At 64.8% G+C, this 20308-nt stretch carries 18 protein-coding genes, 1 pseudogene and 1 riboswitch; of the genes and pseudogenes, 9 read left to right on the top strand and 10 right to left on the bottom strand.

All coding sequences use genetic code 11. The features are described from left to right. Positions 1–47: 47 nt before the first annotated feature. Complete coding sequence (locus tag U5O12_RS15020; protein WP_322579416.1) at positions 48–785, bottom strand: PEP-CTERM sorting domain-containing protein; 738 nt, start codon at positions 783–785, stop codon at positions 48–50. A gap of 195 nt (positions 786–980) precedes the next feature. Here U5O12_RS15020 and U5O12_RS15025 point away from each other — a divergent pair, with 195 nt between their 5' ends. After that, on the top strand, positions 981–1805 hold the full coding sequence (locus U5O12_RS15025) for a hypothetical protein (protein WP_322579417.1): 825 nt from the start codon (positions 981–983) through the stop codon (positions 1803–1805). Between the two features lie 21 nt (positions 1806–1826). Here U5O12_RS15025 and U5O12_RS15030 read toward each other — a convergent pair whose 3' ends face one another. The 8 genes and pseudogenes from U5O12_RS15030 to U5O12_RS15065 form a co-directional block, all read right to left on the bottom strand. Then, on the bottom strand, positions 1827–2495 hold the full coding sequence (locus tag U5O12_RS15030) for an ABC transporter ATP-binding protein (RefSeq protein WP_322579418.1): 669 nt from the start codon (positions 2493–2495) through the stop codon (positions 1827–1829). After that, positions 2488–4074: an iron ABC transporter permease gene (locus tag U5O12_RS15035; protein ID WP_322579419.1), complete on the bottom strand. Its 1587-nt coding sequence runs from the start codon at positions 4072–4074 to the stop codon at positions 2488–2490. The genes U5O12_RS15030 and U5O12_RS15035 overlap by 8 nt, the downstream gene beginning before the upstream one ends. 24 nt (positions 4075–4098) lie before the next feature. Further along, positions 4099–4890 carry a thiamine ABC transporter substrate-binding protein gene (locus U5O12_RS15040; RefSeq protein WP_322579478.1) on the bottom strand — a complete coding sequence of 264 codons (792 nt, stop codon included), beginning with the start codon at positions 4888–4890 and terminating at the stop codon, positions 4099–4101. Between the two features lie 302 nt (positions 4891–5192). After that, a riboswitch (TPP riboswitch) is annotated at positions 5193–5286 on the bottom strand. 41 nt (positions 5287–5327) lie between these two features. After that, a complete protein-coding gene (locus tag U5O12_RS15045) occupies positions 5328–5786 on the bottom strand; it encodes a DUF2269 domain-containing protein (RefSeq protein WP_322579479.1) in 459 nt (152 codons plus the stop codon). Positions 5787–5838: 52 nt separating this feature from the next. Continuing rightward, a pseudogene (locus U5O12_RS15050) lies at positions 5839–6192 on the bottom strand (DoxX-like family protein); the annotation flags it as partial. Continuing rightward, on the bottom strand, positions 6173–7297 hold the full coding sequence (locus U5O12_RS15055; protein ID WP_322579420.1) for a saccharopine dehydrogenase family protein: 1125 nt from the start codon (positions 7295–7297) through the stop codon (positions 6173–6175). The gene U5O12_RS15055 and the pseudogene U5O12_RS15050, both read right to left, overlap by 20 nt. 6 nt (positions 7298–7303) lie before the next feature. Further along, positions 7304–8776 carry a DUF1501 domain-containing protein gene (locus tag U5O12_RS15060; RefSeq protein ID WP_322579421.1) on the bottom strand — a complete coding sequence of 491 codons (1473 nt, stop codon included), beginning with the start codon at positions 8774–8776 and terminating at the stop codon, positions 7304–7306. Positions 8777–8786: 10 nt separating this feature from the next. Then, the gene (locus U5O12_RS15065) at positions 8787–10595 is read right to left on the bottom strand and encodes a DUF1800 domain-containing protein (protein WP_322579422.1); all 1809 of its coding nucleotides are present in this window, start codon (positions 10593–10595) and stop codon (positions 8787–8789) included. A gap of 90 nt (positions 10596–10685) precedes the next feature. Here U5O12_RS15065 and U5O12_RS15070 point away from each other — a divergent pair, with 90 nt between their 5' ends. Next, positions 10686–13271, top strand: coding sequence for an ABC transporter permease (locus U5O12_RS15070; protein ID WP_322579423.1), 2586 nt, complete (start codon positions 10686–10688; stop codon positions 13269–13271). A 20-nt stretch (positions 13272–13291) separates the two neighbouring features. On the opposite strand, the gene U5O12_RS15075 is transcribed toward U5O12_RS15070, so the two are convergent. Further along, positions 13292–13858, bottom strand: a complete 567-nt coding sequence (locus U5O12_RS15075) for a DUF2917 domain-containing protein (RefSeq protein WP_322579424.1) — start codon at positions 13856–13858, stop codon at positions 13292–13294. Between the two features lie 116 nt (positions 13859–13974). Here U5O12_RS15075 and U5O12_RS15080 point away from each other — a divergent pair, with 116 nt between their 5' ends. The 7 genes from U5O12_RS15080 to U5O12_RS15110 all read left to right on the top strand — a co-directional run bounded on the left by U5O12_RS15080 (position 13975) and on the right by U5O12_RS15110 (position 20254). Further along, on the top strand, positions 13975–14976 hold the full coding sequence (locus tag U5O12_RS15080; RefSeq protein ID WP_322579425.1) for a LysR substrate-binding domain-containing protein: 1002 nt from the start codon (positions 13975–13977) through the stop codon (positions 14974–14976). 40 nt (positions 14977–15016) lie between these two features. Then, the gene (locus U5O12_RS15085; protein ID WP_322579426.1) at positions 15017–15592 is read left to right on the top strand and encodes an SH3 domain-containing protein; all 576 of its coding nucleotides are present in this window, start codon (positions 15017–15019) and stop codon (positions 15590–15592) included. Continuing rightward, positions 15589–16503: a M48 family metalloprotease gene (locus tag U5O12_RS15090; RefSeq protein WP_322579427.1), complete on the top strand. Its 915-nt coding sequence runs from the start codon at positions 15589–15591 to the stop codon at positions 16501–16503. The genes U5O12_RS15085 and U5O12_RS15090 overlap by 4 nt, the downstream gene beginning before the upstream one ends. A gap of 17 nt (positions 16504–16520) precedes the next feature. Further along, complete coding sequence (locus U5O12_RS15095) at positions 16521–17609, top strand: carotenoid 1,2-hydratase (protein ID WP_322579428.1); 1089 nt, start codon at positions 16521–16523, stop codon at positions 17607–17609. Between the two features lie 148 nt (positions 17610–17757). Next, positions 17758–19536, top strand: coding sequence for an ABC transporter transmembrane domain-containing protein (locus tag U5O12_RS15100; protein WP_322579429.1), 1779 nt, complete (start codon positions 17758–17760; stop codon positions 19534–19536). 85 nt (positions 19537–19621) lie between these two features. After that, positions 19622–19825: a hypothetical protein gene (locus tag U5O12_RS15105; protein ID WP_322579430.1), complete on the top strand. Its 204-nt coding sequence runs from the start codon at positions 19622–19624 to the stop codon at positions 19823–19825. Between the two features lie 21 nt (positions 19826–19846). Beyond that, entirely contained in the window at positions 19847–20254 is a 408-nt protein-coding gene (locus U5O12_RS15110; RefSeq protein ID WP_322579431.1) for a hypothetical protein, read from the top strand. Positions 20255–20308 lie beyond the last annotated feature (54 nt).

A 20308-nucleotide genomic window follows, 5' to 3' on the forward strand; every position in this document is an offset into this window, starting at 1 on the left:
CAAAAAACCGGCACTAGGCCGGCTTTTTGTTGGGGGATGCAGAGCGCTTAGCGCTGATGCTTGCGGCGGCGCGCCGCCAAGCCCACGGCACCCAAACCAGCCAACAGCAACGCATAAGTCTCAGGTTCGGGCACAGCACTTACGCTGATCAGGGTGTAGTCCGACTGGTTGGTGCAATTGCGGCAACCATGTGCGGGAGTACCGGTGGCGGCAGTAAAAACCAGCTTGCTAACCAGTTTGTTACCAAAGGGGTTGGCCACATTCCAGACACCGCCCAGCCCGCCGGTGGCTGCACTGAGGTTGGTGATGGTGGCACCCGCACCCGACCACAGTGCCAAGGTGGTCCCGGTGGCTTTGAGCGTGAAGGAATGCCAGCTACCTTCGTAGTAGGCCTTGATCTTGGCAACTTCGTTCACATCGTTGTATTCGCCGCCATCGAACAACAGACCCAAGGTAAAGCTGGTGATCTTGATGCCTGCCGAGAAACTGCCGGTGATGGACTCACCAATGTCAATTTCGCCAGGGGTGCGTTCGGACCCGCGCGTGGGTGATACGCCCACCCCTTGGTAGCCGCCCTGGCCAGGCTTGAAGCTGAACATACCAGCGCCGTCACCCACTTTGGCAGCAAAGTTGGCGGTTACCCCATTCAGAAACGTGGCGCTGTAATTGCTGCCAGTGCCAAAGTTATCGCCATAAATGGTGGTGTTGGTGTTCGGGGTGCCGGCCTGAGCGGCCAAGGCCATGGTGGCCGTCAGGGCGCCCACGGCCCAAGACTTGAAAGACATACGCATGGTGGCTCCTCACCTTGTATCAAACTGTTACAAGGTTAGCGATTTGCCCTCCGAGCCTCAATAGTCCGTTGGGCTCACACAGGAGCACCACAAGGCCCTGTGCTCACGCAAGGCTCTGTCTTTTCGGGCTGACAGCACAGCGCTCTTGCGCTAGACTGATTTGTAACAAACTCAAAGGTCTTTGTGCGCATGCCCACCTACCTCCCACGCTTGCTTGCTTGTTTGGCATTGGTCACCGCACGACTGGCACTGGCAGATTGCTCACGTCCCATGCAGGTGCCCGTGTCCTCCACGGGACAGAGTGTGATCATCAGCGAGGGCGCGATCAGCGGCATCTACCCCGAGTTGCTGCGCTCCCTGGGTGGCAAAGATGGTTGTGAGTTTGTGCTGGGCCCGGTGCCCCGTGCACGCCAAGAGCTCCTGTTTGAAACCGGCAAGCCCGACTTGCTGGTGCCTGCTGTCAGGACACCCCGACGGGATGAACACGGCATTTTTGTGCCACTCACCCGCAGCCGCGCCACCGTCATCGCAATCGCAATCGATGCGAAACGAGCGCCCTTCAAAAGTGCTTACGACCTGCTGGAACGCAAGGACGTGCGTGTCGTGCTGGTGCGTGGATTTGACTATGGCGCGGCGTATCTGGAGCTGGTAGAGGCCCTGCAACGCCAGAACCGTCTGGTGCTGGAGTCCGACCCGCTGGCTGTCGCCCGGGTGCTCAAAGCCAACCCCGGCGACATCACCATCATGGCACCGGTGATTTTTGTGGGCGCCATCCAAGACGATGCGCGGGTCAGCGATATGCTGGAGAAGCTGCGTTTTGACCCGATTCCGGAGCTGCCTTGGGGCGACAACGGTCTTTACATCTCCAAGTCCTCGGTCAGCAAGGAAGACAGCGCCACCTTGCTGACCCTGCTGAATCGCCCTGCAGTGGCCAGCACGCTGTGGAAGAGCTTCCAGAGCTACTACCCGGCCGCAGTGCTCAAAGAGAGCATCCGGCCGCGGGACAGCAAATAGACGCCCAGCGCGTCCATCCCCTTACCACTGGGGCGCAAGTGCTCCTTCCACCAAGCGGTAGCCCCGCGTTCCCATGGCACGTGCCTCGACTTCGTCGTGCGTCACCAAAATCGTGGCCATTTGGAACTCGGCAATGCGCCGCACAAACTCCTCACGCAACTGCAGCCGCAACTCGGCGTCCAGCGCAGAAAATGGCTCGTCCAACAGCAACACGCGGGGCCGGGTGATCAGGGCCCGCGCCAGCGCCACGCGCTGCTGCTCACCGCCGGACAGCTGCCACACCTTCGATTTGGCATAGGCCTGCAAGCCAAAGCGTTCCAGCATGGCCACGGCCTGCGCACGTGCATCTGCCTTGCGCATACCCTGCTCCACCAGGCCAAAGGCCACGTTGTCCTGCAAATTCAGGTGCGGGAACAGCGCAAAGTCCTGGAACATCAGCGCAAAGCCGCGGCGCTCGGGTGGCGTGTCGGTGATGTCCTGGCCCGCGAACAGCACGCGGCCGCTCTCGGGTGGCTCCAGCCCCGCAATGATTTTGAGCAACGTACTTTTGCCACTGCCCGAGGGACCCAGCAACGCTGCCGTCTCGCCGGGGCGTACCTGCAGCGCCAGGTCTTGCAGCAGCACGCGCGGTGCCGCATGCCGCGGGGCTTGGGGCTGCCAATGTTTGCAGATGGCTTGCAGCTCAAGCATGGTCCGGGTCCTCAGGGCGCTTCCATTCAATCAACACAAAAGCCAGCAGTGCCAGCCCCATGAGCACGCAGGCCAACACCAGCGCGGCGCCACGGTTGGCCGCACCGGGGCGGCCCAGGTGCTGGTAGATCAGGGTGGTGAGTGTGGCCCATTCCGGGCGCGACAAAAACAGCGTCACCGCAAATTCGCCCACGGCGGTTGCTGCCGCAAACGCCATGCCGCGACGCAGCGCGGGCGCCAGCAGCGGCAGCGTCACGCGCACAAACGCACGCCACGGGCTGGCACCCAGACTGAGCGCAGCGTCCAGGTAGTGCTCGGGCAGGCTGTCCAAGGCGGATGCAATGGACTTGGCAACAAATGGATATGCCAACAAGGCATAGGCGGCCACCAGCAGGCTGAAGCTGCCGGTCCACGCCGGGTACAGCAGCAAGAGGCCAAACGCCACCATCACCGGCGACACCATGAAGGGCAAAAACACCAGCGCCCGCAGCCACAACACGCGTCGCGCCGCCAGCGCATGCGCCAGGCCCAACCCGGTGGCCAGCAGCAGGGAGAGTGCGGTGAAGCGCGCCGTGTTCCACAGCGCGGCCAAGGTGTCTTCTTCCAGTAGTACAGCCCAAGCCTCCGCTCCTGAATTGATAGCGCCTTGCGCAATAGCCATAAGCGGTAGTGCACAAATGAGCATGTAAATGGCGACCACCGCCAGCACTGCGGCCCATTGCAATACGCCTTGCGGCGGCACGCGTGGCACGCGATCGGCGCGGCCGGGCGCGGCCAGGCGGCGTTCGATGGCGGCATAGGCCAGCGCCACCAGCGCGGTCAGCAACAGCATCCACACGGCCAGCACACCGGCCTGCTGCAACTGCAGCTCGTGCGCGACCAGGGTGTAGATCTCCACCTCGGCCGTGGCGTAGTCCTGCCCGCCTAACACCAGCGCCAGGCCAAAACCCGCAAAGCAGTACAGAAACACCAAGCACAGCGCCGACGCCAGCCAGGGCGCAATGGCCGGCCACTCCACGCGCCAAAAGGCGCGCCAAGGCGTAGCACCCAGCGTGCGCGCCGCCGCCACGCGCGAGGCACTTACCTGCCCCAGCGCATCGGTGCCCGCACGTACCACCACACAAAGGTTGAAAAACAGATTGCCGTACAGCAGCAGCCAGGGTGTGCCCTGCAGGTCCGGCCCGCCCAGGCGCACCAGAAGCCCCTGCGGCCCCAACAGTGCCAACACGCCCATGGCCGCCACCAGCGTGGGCACCACAAACGGCAACATGAGCCCGCGTAGCATCAGCGTGCGGCCGGCAAAGTCAAAGCGCGCCAGCACCCAAGCCATGGGCAGGCCGAGGATGAGGGAAGCGATACAGGTGATACTGGCCTGCCAAAACGACCAAGCCATGCGCCCGCGCAGGTAGGGGTCCAGCCAAGGCGCGAACAAAGTGGCAATGCCCGCCTCTCCGCGCCCGCCTTCCGCCAAGAGCCGCAGCGCAGGCGCAACCAGCACCACCAGCAAAAATGCCAGTGGCAGCAGAGGCAGCAGCCAGCCCGCCCAGGGCTGCGCAGGGTTGCGGTGGCGCACGCTCACGCCTGCAGACTCAGGTTGCAGCCTTTACTTCAGAACCACCTTGGTCCAACGCGCCACCCAATCGGCGCCCTTGGCAGCAATGTCGGCATCGCTGGGCGCGTGGAAGGCCGTGGGTTCAGGGGCGAACTTGAAGGCGTCGGACTTGGCCACACCAGCCTCGGCGGGGTACATCCACATTTCGGTCTGCATGCCCTGCTGCACGGCGGCGGAGCGCATGAACTCGACAAATTTCTCGGCCGCAGCACGTTCCTTGCCGCCCTTCACAAGCGCCACGCCCTCCACTTGGCGGAACACCGCGCCAGGCAAGCTCAGCGAACCTGTGGGTGGCTCGGCCAGTTTGGTCTTGGCGTAGAACACCTCGGCCGCCGGGCTGGTGGCGTAGCTCACCACGATGGGGTACTTGCCGCCGTTTTGGCTGAACTCGGTGTAGTAGGCCTCGCTCCAGCCCTTGGCCACCTTCAGGCCGTTGGCGCGCAGCTTGGCCCAGAAGTCGAAGGCCTTGTCTTCGCCCATGGCGCCAATGGTGGCCAGCAGGAAGGCGTAGCCAGGGCTGCTGGTGGCGGGGTTTTGCACGACGAGCAACTTGGCGTAGGCGGGCTGGGTCAGGTCCTCCAGCGCCTTGGGCACGGCCACGCCGTTCTTGGCGAACCAGGCCTTGTCGTAGTTCAAGGTCACGTAGCCGTAGTCCACCGGCACCAGTAGTGCCGGCAGCTCGGCAGCGGGCTTGCGGCTGGCGGCAGCGCCGGTATAGCTGTCCAGGACATCCAGCTGCCAGTGCCTTGGGCGCCAGCGCGTTGTCAATGCCGTAAACCACATCAGCAATCGGGTTCGCCTTGGTCAGGATGAGCTTGTTGAGCATCTCGCCCGCATCTCCCCCCTTGGTGATGCGCAGCTTCACGCCCGTGTCTTTTTCAAACTGGGCCAGCAGCGGCTTGGGCACGGTGAAAGAGCTGTGGGTCAGCACACGCAGATCGGCAGCCTGCGCGGCATTGAGGCCACCCGCCAGCAGCGCGGTGGCCAAGGTGGTCTTCAGAAACGAAAAAATCCCGTGTTGCATGGTGTGCTCGCTTTTAATGCGCCGGCAGAAGGTCGCATCAAAAACCGGCACCCGCAGCACGGGATCAGGCTTCTCACACTTCCTACGCTGGCATAACCCAGATCAGGTACATGGGGTATTTCTCAGTCCTGTGACGGACACCCCCGGTGGAAGCGTGGATTGTAGGCTCTAGCGTCTGCGGACCACCAGCCCAGGCCTATGCCCACAAGGCAGGCTTGGCCACCATCAGGTAGAACACCGCCAGCATGGCGATGAAAGCCGGGTAGCCGAGCAGCTCCCAGCGGCGCGCGTACCGCCAATACTGCTGCGGCAGCGGCTCGCCCTTGTCATGCGCCACCTTTGCCATGTCAGCCATGCGCAGCTGCAGGGCCACCACCGGCGCCCAGCACGCGCCGGTGAACAGGTACAGCGCCACCGTGAGCAGCAGCCACGGCGTGGTCCAGGGATAGCCGGCCAGGTAGGCCATCCACAACCCCGTGACGGGCTGGATCACCACCGCGGGTGAGGTGAGCCAGGTGTCCGCCCGTACCACCAGCCGTGCCACCACAGCCTGCGCAGCCACCACGCCGCTGCGGTTGGCATAGAAGAAGAAAAAGGCAGTGCCAAAGCCAGTGCCCACCAGCACCACGCTGGAAAGCACATGCACCCACTTCAGAAATCAGGTACCCACTCACTGCAGACCTCCGCATCAATATCCACAAGGCCACCGCAATCGGCACGTTCTTGGTCAATGGGCCCAGCGGATGTAACCACAGCATCGGCTGCAGCAAGGTGGCCACCACGGTCATGCCCAGCATGGCCAGCAAGGCCAGGCCATACACGCGCCGCACCGGCCACACCAGCAACAATAAGCCCAGCACCGCGTCCACGGCAGCCCCGGCCCATACCAGCGCATCGGCCACGCGCATATCGGTCACCCCGCTAGCGAGCAACAAGGTCCGGCTTTGTCCGTGCAACTCCTGCACACTGACCAGCGCAGTAGCCAGCCACACAAACACCAGGCTGTACCGCAGCCAACGCGCTTCTGCATGTGGCATCCGCTCAGCCCTCTTCCACCACATCCGTCACCATGCCCCACTTGGCGAACTCGGGTGCGAAGTCTTCCAAGGTGTGCAGGCCCACACAAGCACGGGCACCGGGCGCCATAGCTTCCCCCGCCGCCAAGCGACGCGCCAGCAAGACGGCGGCCATGCAGGGGATTTCGGGGCCGTGGTCGTTGTCGGCAGCAATGTGCCAGGCGCGTTGAACCGAACCGCCGTCCGCATTGACACCCGCCACGCGCACCACCATGCCACCCAGCGCAGAGCCTAGCGGGTCGAACACCTTGGCACCGGCGTTGAGCAGCCGGGCCAAAGACGCCGGGTGCCGGAGCACGCCCCGTTGCCGCAACCACGCCAGCACCGCAAACGCTCGCTGAGACAGGGCGACCTCCAGCGCGGCGCGGAACTCCACGCAGTCCTGCACCTGGTAATGCGCCGGGAACAGCTCCAGATCCGGGATGTCGCACACCGCGCCCAGGCGCGACCGCAGGCGTACAAACTGCACACGCTGCAGATCGGCCCAGCCGGCGAGGTCCTGCCAGCGCCCGCTGCGCCACACGGGTATGGACACACCGCAGTAGCTCAATACGGCCTCGAGCGTGGCGACACCGCGCGGTGCGGTTTGGGCGGGAGCAATGCAGATATCGATGCTGTGGATGTGCGACCAACCGAGTGTCAAAAAATCCACCACGGCAGACGACAGCGCCGGGACGGTACTGGCACCAGTGATGGCCACACGTCCGGCCGCAACAAACGGAGCCTGCAGGGCCGAGGCAAAGTCGCAGACAAAACGCCGACCATCGGCCAGGTCAATGTAGTGGATGCCAGCTTCAGCACACGCGCGCGCCACCATATAGTCCTGCCCCTGAAACGGCCCTGCGGTATGGATCAGCAGCTCAACGCGGTGCGCACGCAAGGTCTGCGCAAAATGGCTGCCTCGCGCATCCACCGCAACGCCTTCGGCGCCTGACTGATGCAGGAGATTGATCTCCGTCGCCAGTGCAGTCGCGGCAAGGGCGTCTCGACCGGCCACCAGCAGGGTGATCGCTCGGTCCGTCGCCAGGGCACGGACGATGCGTGCGCCAAAGTTTCCATACCCACCCAGCACCATCACCCGCATCGTCATACCCCTTCAAACCATAAATCCCAGATCCTGAGGGTAATCGGTACGCCCCGCCACCGCGCCAAACTGACGCAAATTCGGCAGAATGCCGCCCAGCTCCTGCGGCCCCACCCCAAACCAGCGCGCCAGCGTAGCGGCGTACTGGTCCACAGACGTACTGGGCAGCAAGCGGCCCTGGCCCACATGCCACTGGTCTTGCGGTGCATTCGTGTTACCCACGCTGACCGGCGGTGGCGTGCCATAGAAAGCACCGCCCTTGACAGCGCCGCCCACCACGAGGTGGTGCCCGCCCCAGCCGTGGTCGGAGCCGTCGCCGTTGGAGGTGAGCGTGCGGCCGAAATCAGAGGCGGTGAAAGCCGTCACGTTCTGTGCCACGCCCAGCTCGACCGTGGCGCGGTAGAAAGCCGCCATGGCCTCGCTCACGCGGCCCATCAACACGGGCTGCTGCGCGATCAGGTTGTCGTGCAGGTCAAAACCGCCCAATGACACCATGAACACTTGGCGTTTGGCGCCCAGCACATCACGTCCCTGGATCAGGCGGGCCACCATCTTCAATTGCTCGGCCAGCGGATTGTTCGTTGGGAACTCGGTCAGCAGCGGCCTGGCACCGCTCTGGCTTCCAGCCAGTGCGGCGGCCACATGCACCTCGGCCTCGCGCGAGCGCTGCATCACGCGCACGTATTCGTTTTCCAGCGGGTGGGCGCTGGGCTCGGAAATCATGTCGGAGAGCAAGCTTCTGACAGCCCTGGAGCCGTAGACCGCGTTATCGGTCGCCGCCCGCACGCGCACGGCACCGCCAGTGCTGACTTGGTACTGCAGCGCCGATTCACCCGACAAGAACACCGCATTCCCAGTGACCGACATGCAGGTGAACAAGGACTTGGCATTGCTGCGCAATGCCAAGTCGCCCAAATGTCCGCCCCAGCCCACGGTAGAGCCCTCAGGCGACGACGACTGCCAGATGGACTGCTGGTCGTTGTGCGAAAACAGCTTGGGTGGCAGCGGATAGGTCTTGCGGTCTGCACTGTTGAACTGCGCGCGGGTGAGCGGTACCACCAGCGGACCCACGTTCAGTTGCACCGCCGCCTGCCCGGCGTTGAACAGATCCGCGAGCCCGGTCATGGCGGGATGCAGTGCGTACTGCCGGCCTTCTGCCAGCGCCTGCTGCGGCTTGAGCAGCGTGCGCTCCAATTCAGCACGGGCCAGCGCAATGCCACCACCGGCCTCACCCGTGCCACCACGCACCGCCGCGTACCGTGCATAGCTGGCGGGGTCGAAGGTCACCACGGTATTGGCGTAGTCATTGCCGCCATAGAGGAAGACGCAAACCAGCGCCTTGTAGTCGGTGGCCGTGGCGGCCGCTGCTTCGCCCAGGGCTGCCAGGTTAAGTGCGGTGGGCAATGCAGTGCCGGCCAGCGTGAGTTGCCCGGCGCGTTGCAAGAAGGCGCGGCGGGTATGCAGATGGGGTTGGAGCAGGTGCATGGCGGAACTCCTATTTCTGCACCAGGTACTGGGGTGCAGCCATGGTCAGCAGCACGGCGGCGGCCACACGGTCCAGGCGTTTGTCGGGCGGGCTTGCAGCGGTGATTGGCGTGGCGTTCAGTGCAGTGACCATGCGCGCCTGCAAGGCCGCAGGCAACTGCCCCGCACACAACAAAAGGTTCAGCCGTGCCACCAGCGCTTTGGCATCCGGCGCCAGCGCGAGCTCGGCGTTGTAGCTGGCCTTGATGTCGAAACCGTTCTTCGGACTCTTGGAATTGTTGACGTTGTTGGGCAGGTCCGGGTCGTTCACGTGGATACCGTTGCGCACCACGCCCTGCAGGTAATTGATGTAGCCCGCCACGCTGCTTTCGGTGACGATCTGGAACTCCGGCGCGGAAACACCGGCGGCGGCCATCTGGGTGGCCGGAGGCACATAGCCTGGGCGGAAGAAGTTGAACACCGAGGGCGAGCGCAGCGGGCTCTGCCCCAACTGTGTGGCCGGGTTGCTGAGGTCACCGATCTTCCAGCTGCCCTGGGCCGACGTGATGCCAAATGTGCGCCCCCACTGCACCAGGCGCAGCATGGGCTCGCGCAGGCGGCCAAAGCGCGGATCGGTAAGCCCCGCCGGGCTGCGCGCCTCGTCGTCGAGCAGGATGGCCGCAAACACCGCGCGCAGATCGCCACGCACACCCGCGCCGTTGTCCGCAAAGGCGGCCGCCACGCGCGCCACGTAGGCCGGGCTGGGGTTGCTGGTGACCAGGCGCTGGATCATTTGTTTGCCGAAGAACGGGCCCACATTGGGGTGCTGAAACAGGGTGTCCAATGCCACCTTGAGGGCGTCACCGCCCGACGTTTTGGCCGGGATGGTGATGCCCAGAAAACGCACCGCTTGCTCCGAATGGCGATTGGGCGTGAACAGCATGCGCTGCCGGGCAAAGTTCGTATTGCCTACCTTGCGTTTGCCTTCGGGGTCGAAGGGCGTAACCACGTTGTTCCGCTGGTCAAAGTCGTAACCGGTGAACACCCGGGCCAGGTGGGTCACGTCGCTTTGCGTATAGGTTTCCAGTCGCTGGCCATTGGCACCGGTTTTTTCACTGCCGTCCGGGTTCAGTTGCACCAGCCCGATGGTGAAGAGCTGCATCACCTCACGCGCGTAGTTTTCGTCCGGCACACGACCGGTAGCGGCATTCTCTTTCTGGTTGCCTTTGGTGTTGAGGTAGTGGCCCATGGCCGGGTTCAGCGTCACCTCCTCCAGCAACTCGCGGAAATTGCCCAGCGCATAGCGCGCCAGCGTATCCCAGTAGTGCGCCATGGCGTGACTGCGCCAGGCGAAATCCAGCCCCGTGAGCGAAACCACAAAAAACTCGGACAGCGCCAACGCCAGTCGCTTGCGCACCGCGTCGGGTGCGGTCATGAGCTGGTTCCAGACCATGTAGTCGCCGGGGTAGAAGTGGTCGAAGTAGCGCGTGGTGTTGTCAATCGCGCCATAGCCCCGTTTATTGAGCCAGTCCCAGCCGGTCTGGCCCCGCGGCGCATCAAACTGCTGCGCCAGCCAGTCGGCGTAGCTGCCGTTTTGCACGGCGCTGATCTCGGCATCGGACGCGGAAAACTGCGCCTGCAACAAAAAGCGTGTTGCTTCTTCGGGTGTTTGGGCACGGCTGTACTGCTGGCCCGGGCGCTGCAACAGCCGCCCACCCGGCGTGGCACAGGCGGTCAGCAGGCCTGCCACGCCGGTCAGCGCGGCACGCTGGACCCAGCGTTCCGCTGCGCCATCCACCGCAACTTCGGTGGCAAGAATGTCGGTGTCTTCATCGCGCATCAACCGCCCCCTGGCAGCCGATGGCCACCGCTTTGTGCATGGTAACCACCGCCCGTGACGCACCGTTCGGCTTTACGCTAGGCTTGGCCCATGCTGATACCTTTGCTCACCACTTTCTCCTGGCAGGAGCTGCGCCAGCACCCCTGGCGCAATGCGGCAGCTGTGGTGTCGGTGATGCTGGGGGTGGCGCTGGCGTTTGCCGTGCACCTGATCAATGCCTCGGCGCTGGACGAGTTCTCGCAGGCCGTGCGTTCGGTCGGCGGCCAGCCCGACCTGGAGCTGCGCACCGCCACGGGCAGCGCCAGCAGCGTGGATCTGGCGCTCTGGGGCCGTTTATTGCACCACCCCGATGTGGCGGTGGCGGCACCGGTGCTGGAGCTCAGCACCTACGCCCTGCACGGGAACCAGAAAACCCTGCTGCGTGTGGTGGGTGTGGATGCCCTGCAGGTGGCTGCAGTGGCACCCGATCTGCTGCCGCTGCCCGCGGCAGGTGCTGACCGCCTGGCTTTCTTAGCGCCCGACGCCGTATTCCTGAACCCGCTGGCACGCCAGGCTCTGCCGGGCGCCACGCTGCAAGTGCAGCAGGGCCTGCAACTGCACACGCTGCAGGTAGCCGGCAGTGTGGCGGCCGGTGGCGCGCCACTGGCGGTGATGGACATTGCCGCGGTGCAAAGCCTGTTTGGCCGCAGCGACCTGAGCCGCGTGGATGTGCGGCTGCGTGCGGGCGTGGACCGTGCCACCTTTGTGCACGAACTCACCACGGCTGCAGACTGGCCCACTGGCGCCACGCTGCGCGCGCCCGGTGATGCGGTGGAGCGCATCAGCAATCTGTCGCGCGCCTACCGCGTGAACCTGACGGTGCTGGCGCTGGTGGCCTTGTTCACGGGCGGCTTTCTGGTGTTCTCGGTGCTGGCGCTCAGCGTGGCGCGGCGGGCGCAGCAGTTTGCGCTCTTGGGCGTGCTGGGCCTGACCGGCCAGCAGCGGCTGCAGCTGGTGCTGCTGGAGGCCGCCGTCCTGGGCAGCATCGGCAGCCTGCTGGGCCTGGCGCTGGGCACGGCCCTGGCCGCGCTGGCGCTGCGCCTGCTGGGCGGTGATCTGGGTGGTGGATTTTTTGCGGGCAGCGCACCCGCCTTGCAGTGGAGCGGCGCAGCGGCGCTGGTGTTCGGCCTGCTGGGCGTGGCCGCTGCCCTGGTCGGCGCTTGGGCACCAGCCCGGCTAGCCCAGCAGCTACCGCCCGCGCAAACCCTCAAGGGACTGGGCACGGCGGATGCACGCCACAGCCGCGCCTGGCTGGGCGCGGCGCTGCTGATGGCGGGTGGCCTGCTGGCACTGCTGCCCCCGGTGTGGGACATCCCGCTGGCGGCCTACCTGAGCGTGGCGTGTTTGCTGCTGGGCGGCATCACCGCCCTGCCCGCCGCCGTGGGCTGGGTGCTGGACGGGGTGGCCCCCTTCGTGGCGCGCCGTGCCCTGCCACTGCTGGCAGTGGAACGCGCGCGCCGCGTGCGCGAAAGTGCGGCGGTGGCGGTGAGCGGCGTGGTGGCCTCGCTCAGCCTGGCGGTGGCACTGACCGTGATGGTGGCGAGCTTTCGCACTTCAGTGACCGACTGGCTGGACGCGGTGCTACCAGCCGCCCTGTATGTGCGCACCGCCACCAGCGGCAGCGCGGCCGACACGGCGTACTTTGACCCCGCATTTGTAGAAAGCGTGGCACACGTGCCGGGTGTGGAGCGTCTGAGCACGCAGCGCACGCTGTCGCTCACGCTGGACCCGGCCCAACCCGCCGTGGCGCTGCTGGTGCGCCCGCTGCGCGATGCCCAGACCGGCGCCCTCAACCTGCCGCTGGTGGGCAACCCGGTGCCGGTGCCCGCCGGGCGCGTGGGTGTGTATGTGAGTGAGGCCATGCTGGACCTGTACGGGGCACGCGTGGGGCAGGACTTGCCCGCACTTTCAGCATCATTTAGGCCTCCAGACCCCATGGAATATGCGCAAGCAGCTACTTTTTTTGTAGCGGGTGTGTGGCGCGACTATGCCCGCCAGTTTGGCACGGTGGCCATGGACCCGGTCGACTTTGCCCGCTACAGCACCGACACCCGGGTCAACGACATCGCCTTCTGGTTGCTGCCGGAAGCGGATGTGGCACAGGTGCAAGACCAGCTGCGCGCCCTGGCCAACCAGTTGGCCCACACACCCGATGGTGCGGCGGGCAACTTGCTGGAGTTTGGCTCGGCCCGGGAAATCCGCGCCACCAGCCTGAAGATTTTTGACCGCAGCTTTGCCGTGACCTACTGGCTGCAGGCCGTGGCGATTGGCATAGGCCTGTTTGGCGTGGCGGCCAGCTTCAGCGCGCAGGTGCTGGCGCGGCGCAAGGAGTTTGGGCTGCTGGTGCACCTGGGCCTGACACGTCCGCAAATCCTGCGCGTGGTCGCTTTGGAGGGTGCAGCATGGACCACCTTGGGCGCACTGGCCGGCGTGGCGCTGGGCCTGGCGGTGGCCGTGGTGCTGGTGCATGTGGTGAACCCGCAAAGCTTTCACTGGACCATGGAGCTGGCCCTGCCCTGGGGCCGGCTGGCAGCGCTGGCCGCTGCGGTGGTGGTGGCAGGAACAACAACGGCCTGGCTGTCAGGCCAGGCCGCTGCGGGACGCGATGCCGTGATGGCGGTGAAAGAGGACTGGTAGGCCCCGCTTCAGGGCCACGCTCAAGGGGCGTTGGACTCCAGCCCACGCAACACGCGGCCGCGGCCTGCGGTCAGGAAGTCTGAATACCCCGCCAGGCCGCCCAGCAAGCGCCACAAGGCGCGTGCAACCAAGGCCAAGCCATGCCCGATATCGCGCACCGGCTCCACCACTTTGGTCTGAAATCGCGTCGCCAGGCAGGCCTGGGGCTGCGCCACCCACTGCAGCTGAATCCCGTCCTGCCCCTTGTACGGCCACGCCTCCACCACCACACGCTGCCCGGCGCGCAACTGCAAGTCATGGCCCAAGGCCACGAAATGGTCGCCACTTTCGGTCAATGGGGTGTGGCGTGACACGTCCAGCGTGGCCCACGCACGACCCGACACCACACGCAGCACACCGGCGGTGCGTGGCCGTACGGTCACAGCGCGGCCCTTGGGCAGCACCCAGGGTTCATCCATGGCGAGGGCCTCAGCGTCGAGCTTCAGCTCGGCGCTGTGCTCCTGCGGCGCGGCCAGGCTCGGGCCTGACAGGGCAGCAGAAGCAAACTCGGAAAGGGACGGTTGCGAGGACGGACTATGGACGGACATGGTGGGCTCCTTGAAAAGGTGGTTGGGCAATGAATGATCGCGCTGCACTGCAACACCGTCCAATGAAATCGGGCTATGCTATTCATTCCATTCACGCATGAATCGACGACCCTGCCATGTCCAATGTCGCCCCTTCCAGCACCGAGATCCGCCTGCGCACCCGGCCCATTGCAGTGGGCCATCTGCGTGCCCTGGAGGCGGTGGCACGCCACCTCAATTTTCGGGCGGCAGCCGAAGAACTGTCGTTGACCCAGAGTGCGGTGAGCCGGCAGGTGCAGTCGCTGGAAGACGAGGTGGGCGTGCCCCTGTTTTTGCGCCACACGCGCGCCGTGGAGCTGACCAGTGCCGGTGCCCAATTGTTGCGCGCCGTACTGCCTTCGCTGGAGCGGGTAGATAGCGCCGTGCGACTGATCCGCCGCACAGCAGGTCGCAAGAGTGTGGCCATTTCCACCTGGGCGTCCTTTGCCTCCATGTGGCTGATTCCGCGGCTGGAAGCCTTCCAGGCCGAGTACCCCGACATCGACATCCGCCTGGACGCCACCGACAACCCGGTGGACCTGGAGACCAGCGACGTAGACCTCGCCATCCGTTACACCCGCCCCAACAACGTGGCAGCCGATGCGGTGCGCCTGTTTGGTGAGCAGCTCACCCCGGTGGCCAGCCCCTGGCTGCTCAAAAGCGGGCCGCCACTGCGCAAGGCGGCGGACCTGAACCGCTTTGCACTCTTGGAAGCCAGCGACAGCCACCGCCACCATAACCTGGAGTGGCTGACCTGGCGGCGCTGGCTGGACGGCAACGACCTGCCCAAGCTGGAGCCCAAGCGCTGGATGTATTTCAACTATGCGCACCAGATCGTGCAGGCCGCACTCACCGGCCAGGGCATGGCGCTGGCGCGCATGCCGCTGGTGGCGGACAGCTTGGCCAGCGGCGACCTGGTGGAGGTACTGCCCAATGGTCGCATCGACACGCCGCTGGTGTACTTTCTGATGGTGGGACCGCGCAGCCGCGCACGGCCCGAAATCCAGGCGTTTTGCGCTTGGCTGATGGCGCAGGCTGCGGTCACGCGCAAGGCGATTGGCGAAGTGCCGGACCCGGAAACCAACGCCCACCCGGACTGAACCATTGCCGCACCGCAGCCCTTCCCCGACAATGGCACGCATGCGTACACCCATCACTTGTATCCTGCTGGCGCTGGCTTTGCTAGGCAGCCTGTCCGCCCAAGCGCAGGAGGCGCTGGTCACCAAACGCCAGACCACGCTGCGTGAGGGGCCGTCAGAGAGCGCCACGGCCATCGCCACCCTGCCTGCCCAAACCGCACTGACCCGACAACCAACGCGCCAGGGCGCCTGGGTGCAGGTCAAAACAGCGGCGGGAGCCAGTGGTTGGCTCCATCTGTTTGATGTGGGTACCAGCACCGAGCAAGGCAGCGTTGCAAATGCCGCCACAGGTGCCTTGCGGGGTCTGTCCAACCTGTTCAACCGGGGCAGCGCGCAAAACCAGAACACCAGCGGTACCACCGCCACCGTGGGCATTCGCGGCCTGGGCGCCGAGGACATTGCCAACGCGCAACCCAATCTCGCCGCCCTGGCGCAGGCGGAAGGTCTGCGCCAGGACACAGCGCAAGCCAAACGTTTTGCCACCGAGGCAGGCCTGAGCACCCATACGGTGGATGCGCTGCCCGTACCGACGCCCCCCGCCCCGGCCAACAACACCAACGCGGGGTTCTCACCATGAAACGCACTCTCGCCCACTTGGGACTGGCACTGTGCTTCGCCACACTGCCCCACTCTGCGCTGGCGCAAGACCCCGGCAAGATGCTGGGTGGCCTGCTGCAAAACATCCTCAAACCCAATGCAGCCAGCAACAACAGCGCCCCAGCCGCGGCCAACAGCTCGGACTTGGTGGGCTTGCTCTCGCAATCAATGGAGCAGATCGACGAACCCAAGGAAATCGAGATGGGCCGCCAACTTGCCGCGGTGCTGCTGGGCGCCAAACCCCTGCACCGAGATGTGGCCTTGCAGCGCTATGTAAATCGCTTGGGCCGCTGGATCAGCCTGCAGTCCGAGCGCCCCAACTTGCCATGGACGTTTGCAGTGCTGGACGACACGGGCTACAACGCCTTTGCAGCCCCCGGTGGTTATGTGTTTGTAACCAAGGGTCTCATCGACGCCGTAGCTGATGAGTCCGAGCTGGCCGGCATCCTGGCGCACGAAATCCACCACGTGGTGGCCAAACACCATTTGGCCGCCATGCGCAAATCGGCACAGAGCGGCCTGCTGACCCGGGCCATTGCTTCGCAACTGGGCAACACCGCGCAGGGCGCACTCTCGGCCCAACTGCTGGCACTGGGGCGCGAGGTGTATTCGAAGGGCCTGGACCAAGGCGACGAATTTGATGCCGACCGCAGCGGCGTGGCCTTGGCCGCGCGTGCAGGTTTTGACCCCTATGGCTTGGTGGCGGTGTTGCAGCAATTGCGCACAGCAAAACCGGACAACCCGGCGTTCACCCTGGCGCTGAGCACCCACCCCGCCACCCAAACCCGGCTGGACCAGTTAGAGGCCGCCATGGGCCAACGTCTGGATGCACTGTCAGGCAAGCCCTCGCCCAGCGTTGCCCAGCGCATGGCCCGCGCAGGCAACCGCTGAGTGGGGTGGTTGCAGCCATGATCACGCGGCGTGCCGCCTTGGCCGCGCCACTGCTGGGCAGCCTGCTGCCCAATGCATGGGCACTGCCCGCCAAGCGGCTCACTTTTCCACGCGATGCCGGGAGCCACAACAACTTCGCCACGGAGTGGTGGTACCTCACGGGTTATGCCAACGTGGCGGGCCAAGCAGCGGCACTGGGATTTCAGGTCACGTTTTTCCGCAGCCGGGTGGCGGCCACGCAAGACATGCCATCACGCATGGCCGCCAAACAGCTGCTGTTTGCGCACGCCGCTGTGACCGATGTGGCAGGCAAGAAGCTGTGGCACGACCAGCGCATCGCCCGCTGGTCCGGGGAGCCTGCGGGCAGCAACCCGGCAGATACGGCATTTGCCAGCCAAGAAGACACCGGTGTGCAGCTGCGCGATTGGTCCCTGCTGCGCCAGGGCGCGGACTTGCACGCCAAGATTCCTGCCGGAGACTTCGCGCTGAACCTGCAGTTCCAAGCCACGCAAGCCTTGCTGCTGCAGGGAAAAGACGGGCTCTCGCGCAAAGGCCCCGAAGAAAAACAGGCCAGCTACTACTACAGCGTGCCACAGCTGAAGGTGAGCGGCAGCATTGCATTGAAAGGCAAAAACCTCCCGCTGGAAGCGGGCAGCACCGCTTGGCTGGACCACGAATGGAGCCAGGAAGTGCTGCACCCGCAGGCGGTGGGCTGGGACTGGATCGGCATCAACTTATTCGATGGCAGCGCGCTCACCGCGTTTCAGCTGCGTGACCGGCAGGGTGGTGTCTTGTGGGACGGTGGTTCGTTCCGCAGCGCCACCGGGACACGTTATGCGTTCTCGCGTGGCGAGGTGTTGTTCCGCCCCGTGCGCAGCTGGCGCAGCCCTTTGAGTCAAGCCAGCTACCCCGTGGAGTGGGTGGTACGCACCCCAGCCGACTACTACACGGTGAAAGCCGTTGTCGATAACCAGGAGCTCGACAGCCGCAGCTCCACGGGCGCCATTTACTGGGAAGGCCTCAGCGAGGTGTGGGACAGCAATGGCACGCTGGTTGGGCGTGGCTACCTGGAGATGACCGGGTATGCCGCAGCCCTGAAGCTCTAGCGCCCCTGCAAAATACCGCAACAAACCGGAAAATAAACGCTACAAATTCAGGAGCTGCTCGCGCAATAATGGTGGGCGCCAAAGGCATATTTCACTATATTTCTCCGGGTACCTTGCCTCCCCTGTCCCCGCCCCCACCTAGGCTGCCATGACATCTTCCGACCGCCCCAAAGCTACCAACCCCAAATCTCTTTCCGGCCTACTGCCGTTTCTGCGGCCCTACCGGGGCCGCATTGGTTTGGCGCTGGTGTTTCTGGTGCTGGCGGCGGGCGCCACACTGGCGTTTCCGATTGCGCTGCGCAGCCTGATTGACGGCGGGCTGGTCCAGACCGACAAAGGCGCGCAGGTGATGGCGCTGCGCGAGCACTTTGCCGCGCTGTTTGCGGTGGCGGTGGCGCTGGGCCTGTTTTCGGCGGCGCGCTTTTACATGGTGAGCTGGCTGGGCGAACGCGTGACTGCCGACCTGCGCAATGCGGTCTACAGCCATGTGCTCAAACAAAGCCCCGAGTTTTTTGAGACCACCCAAACCGGGGAAGTGCTCTCGCGCCTGTCTGCCGACACCACGCTGGTGCAAACCGTGGTGGGCTCGTCGCTCTCCATGGGTTTGCGCAACGCCGTGATGGGCATGGGCGCCCTGGGTGTGTTGGTGTGGACCAACCCGGTGGTGATGCTGCAGGTGCTGGTGGTACTGGTCTTGGTGGTGGTTCCCAGCCTGTGGTTTGGCCGGCGCGTGCGCAAACTGTCACGTGCCAGCCAAGACCGCATTGCCGACTCCAGCGCGATTGCGGCCGAAGTGCTCAACGCCATTCCCGTGGTGCAAAGCTACACCGCTGAGGGGCGCGAAACCGCGCGTTTTGTCACCTCCACCGACAACGCCTTCGAGACCGCCACCAAGCGCAGCCTGATGCGCTCCATGCTGGTAGCTTTCATCATCATTGCCACCAGCGCCGCGCTACTGTGGGGCCTGTACCAAGGCACCCAAGCCGTGGCGGAGGGGCGCATCACGGCCGGCCATTTGGGCCAGACCGTGGTCTACGTGATCATCTTGGCCAGTGCGTTTGCGGTGCTGGGCGAGGTGTACGGCGACCTGCTGCGCGCCGCCGGCGCGACCGAGCGCCTGATGGAGCTGCTGGGCACCCAGTCGCCCATCACTTCTCCGTCAAAACCGACTCTAGCGTCCATGCCTTCTGCGGGAAGCGCTATTAAATTTGAATCTATCGATTTCCACTACCCGTCGCGCCCCTTGCAGCCTGCGCTGCAAAACTTCAGCCTCAACGTGTTGCCCGGCCAGACCGTGGCCATCGTCGGGCCCAGTGGCGCCGGCAAGAGTACGGTGTTCCAGCTGCTGCTGCGTTACTACGATCCGCAGAGCGGCGGCATTGAGCTGGACGGCGTAGGCACGCGCAACATGGCGCTGGACGCACTGCGCCAGCGCGTGGGCATCGTCCCGCAGGACGCTGTGATTTTCTCCAGCAGCGCGCTGGAGAACATCCGCTACGGCAAGCCCGATGCAACCGATGCCGAAGTGAAGGCCGCTGCGCAGGCCGCGTTTGCCGACGATTTCATCATCGCACTGCCCCAGGGCTACGAGACCTTCCTGGGCGAACGCGGCGTGCGCCTGTCGGGCGGCCAGCGCCAGCGCATTGCGATTGCACGCGCCATGCTGAAAAACCCGCCACTGCTGCTGCTGGACGAAGCCACCAGCGCGCTGGACGCCGAGAGCGAGCGCATGGTGCAGGCCGCGCTGGAAAGTGCCATGCGCGACCGCACCACGCTGGTGATTGCCCACCGCCTGGCTACGGTACAAAAGGCCGATCTGATCGTGGTGCTGGACCACGGCAAGCTGGTGGAACAGGGCACACACGCTGAGCTGGTGGCACGCGGTGGCGTGTACGCCGGGCTGGCGGCGCTGCAGTTCAACGCCTGAGCTAGCAGAAACGCAGCCGTGTAAAGCATTGAAATACGGGGGTGAAATGCCTAAAATCAAAGCCTTCAACCCTTCGGAGATTGCTATGGACGTCAGCAAAGCCAGACCCCAGCAGGTGCAGGAGATTCAGGCCGCCAAACGCACCCAGGAAGTGCGAGAGACGCAGCAGCGCGAAGTGCAGGCCAAGGCATCCGAAGCCCAAAAGACCGAAGAGCCCAAGCCCAAACCTCAACCGGTGGTCAACACCCAGGGCCAAACCACCGGGCGGTTGCTCAACGTTACCGCCTGAGCGGCCTCAGTAGCAGGGGCCATGGTCAGCATCACTGCCACCAACTCGGCATCGCCCTCTCTGCAGGCGACGCTGAGTAAAACGCGCATCGAACAGGCGCGACGAGAGGCTGACTCTGCCGAGGCGCGGGCCAATGACTTGCGTGCCCAGGCCGACCAAGCTGAACGTGAATCCCAAGAACGCAACCAGACCGCGCGCACGTTGAGCGCCGCCGGCCAGCAGAGCAAAGACAGCACCTACGCGTCTGCCCTGCGCCAGCAAAACAGCGAAACCCCGCCCGCCACACAAGACTTTTTGCAGCGCATGTACACGGCGGTCAGCCCCAAGTTCGCGGCTAGTGGCAATCCCCTGAAAGAAGACAGCAATGCCGCGCCGGTGGTGAACAGCCAAGGCCAATCCACCGGGCGCATCCTGGACGTCAGCGCCTAGGCAGTTATTAATTTTTTGCATAGTTTGCAAATGAAGTGGCCTTGGACAGGTCGC

The organism is Rhodoferax sp., from assembly GCF_034519335.1.
Taxonomy (GTDB): domain Bacteria; phylum Pseudomonadota; class Gammaproteobacteria; order Burkholderiales; family Burkholderiaceae_C; genus Allorhodoferax.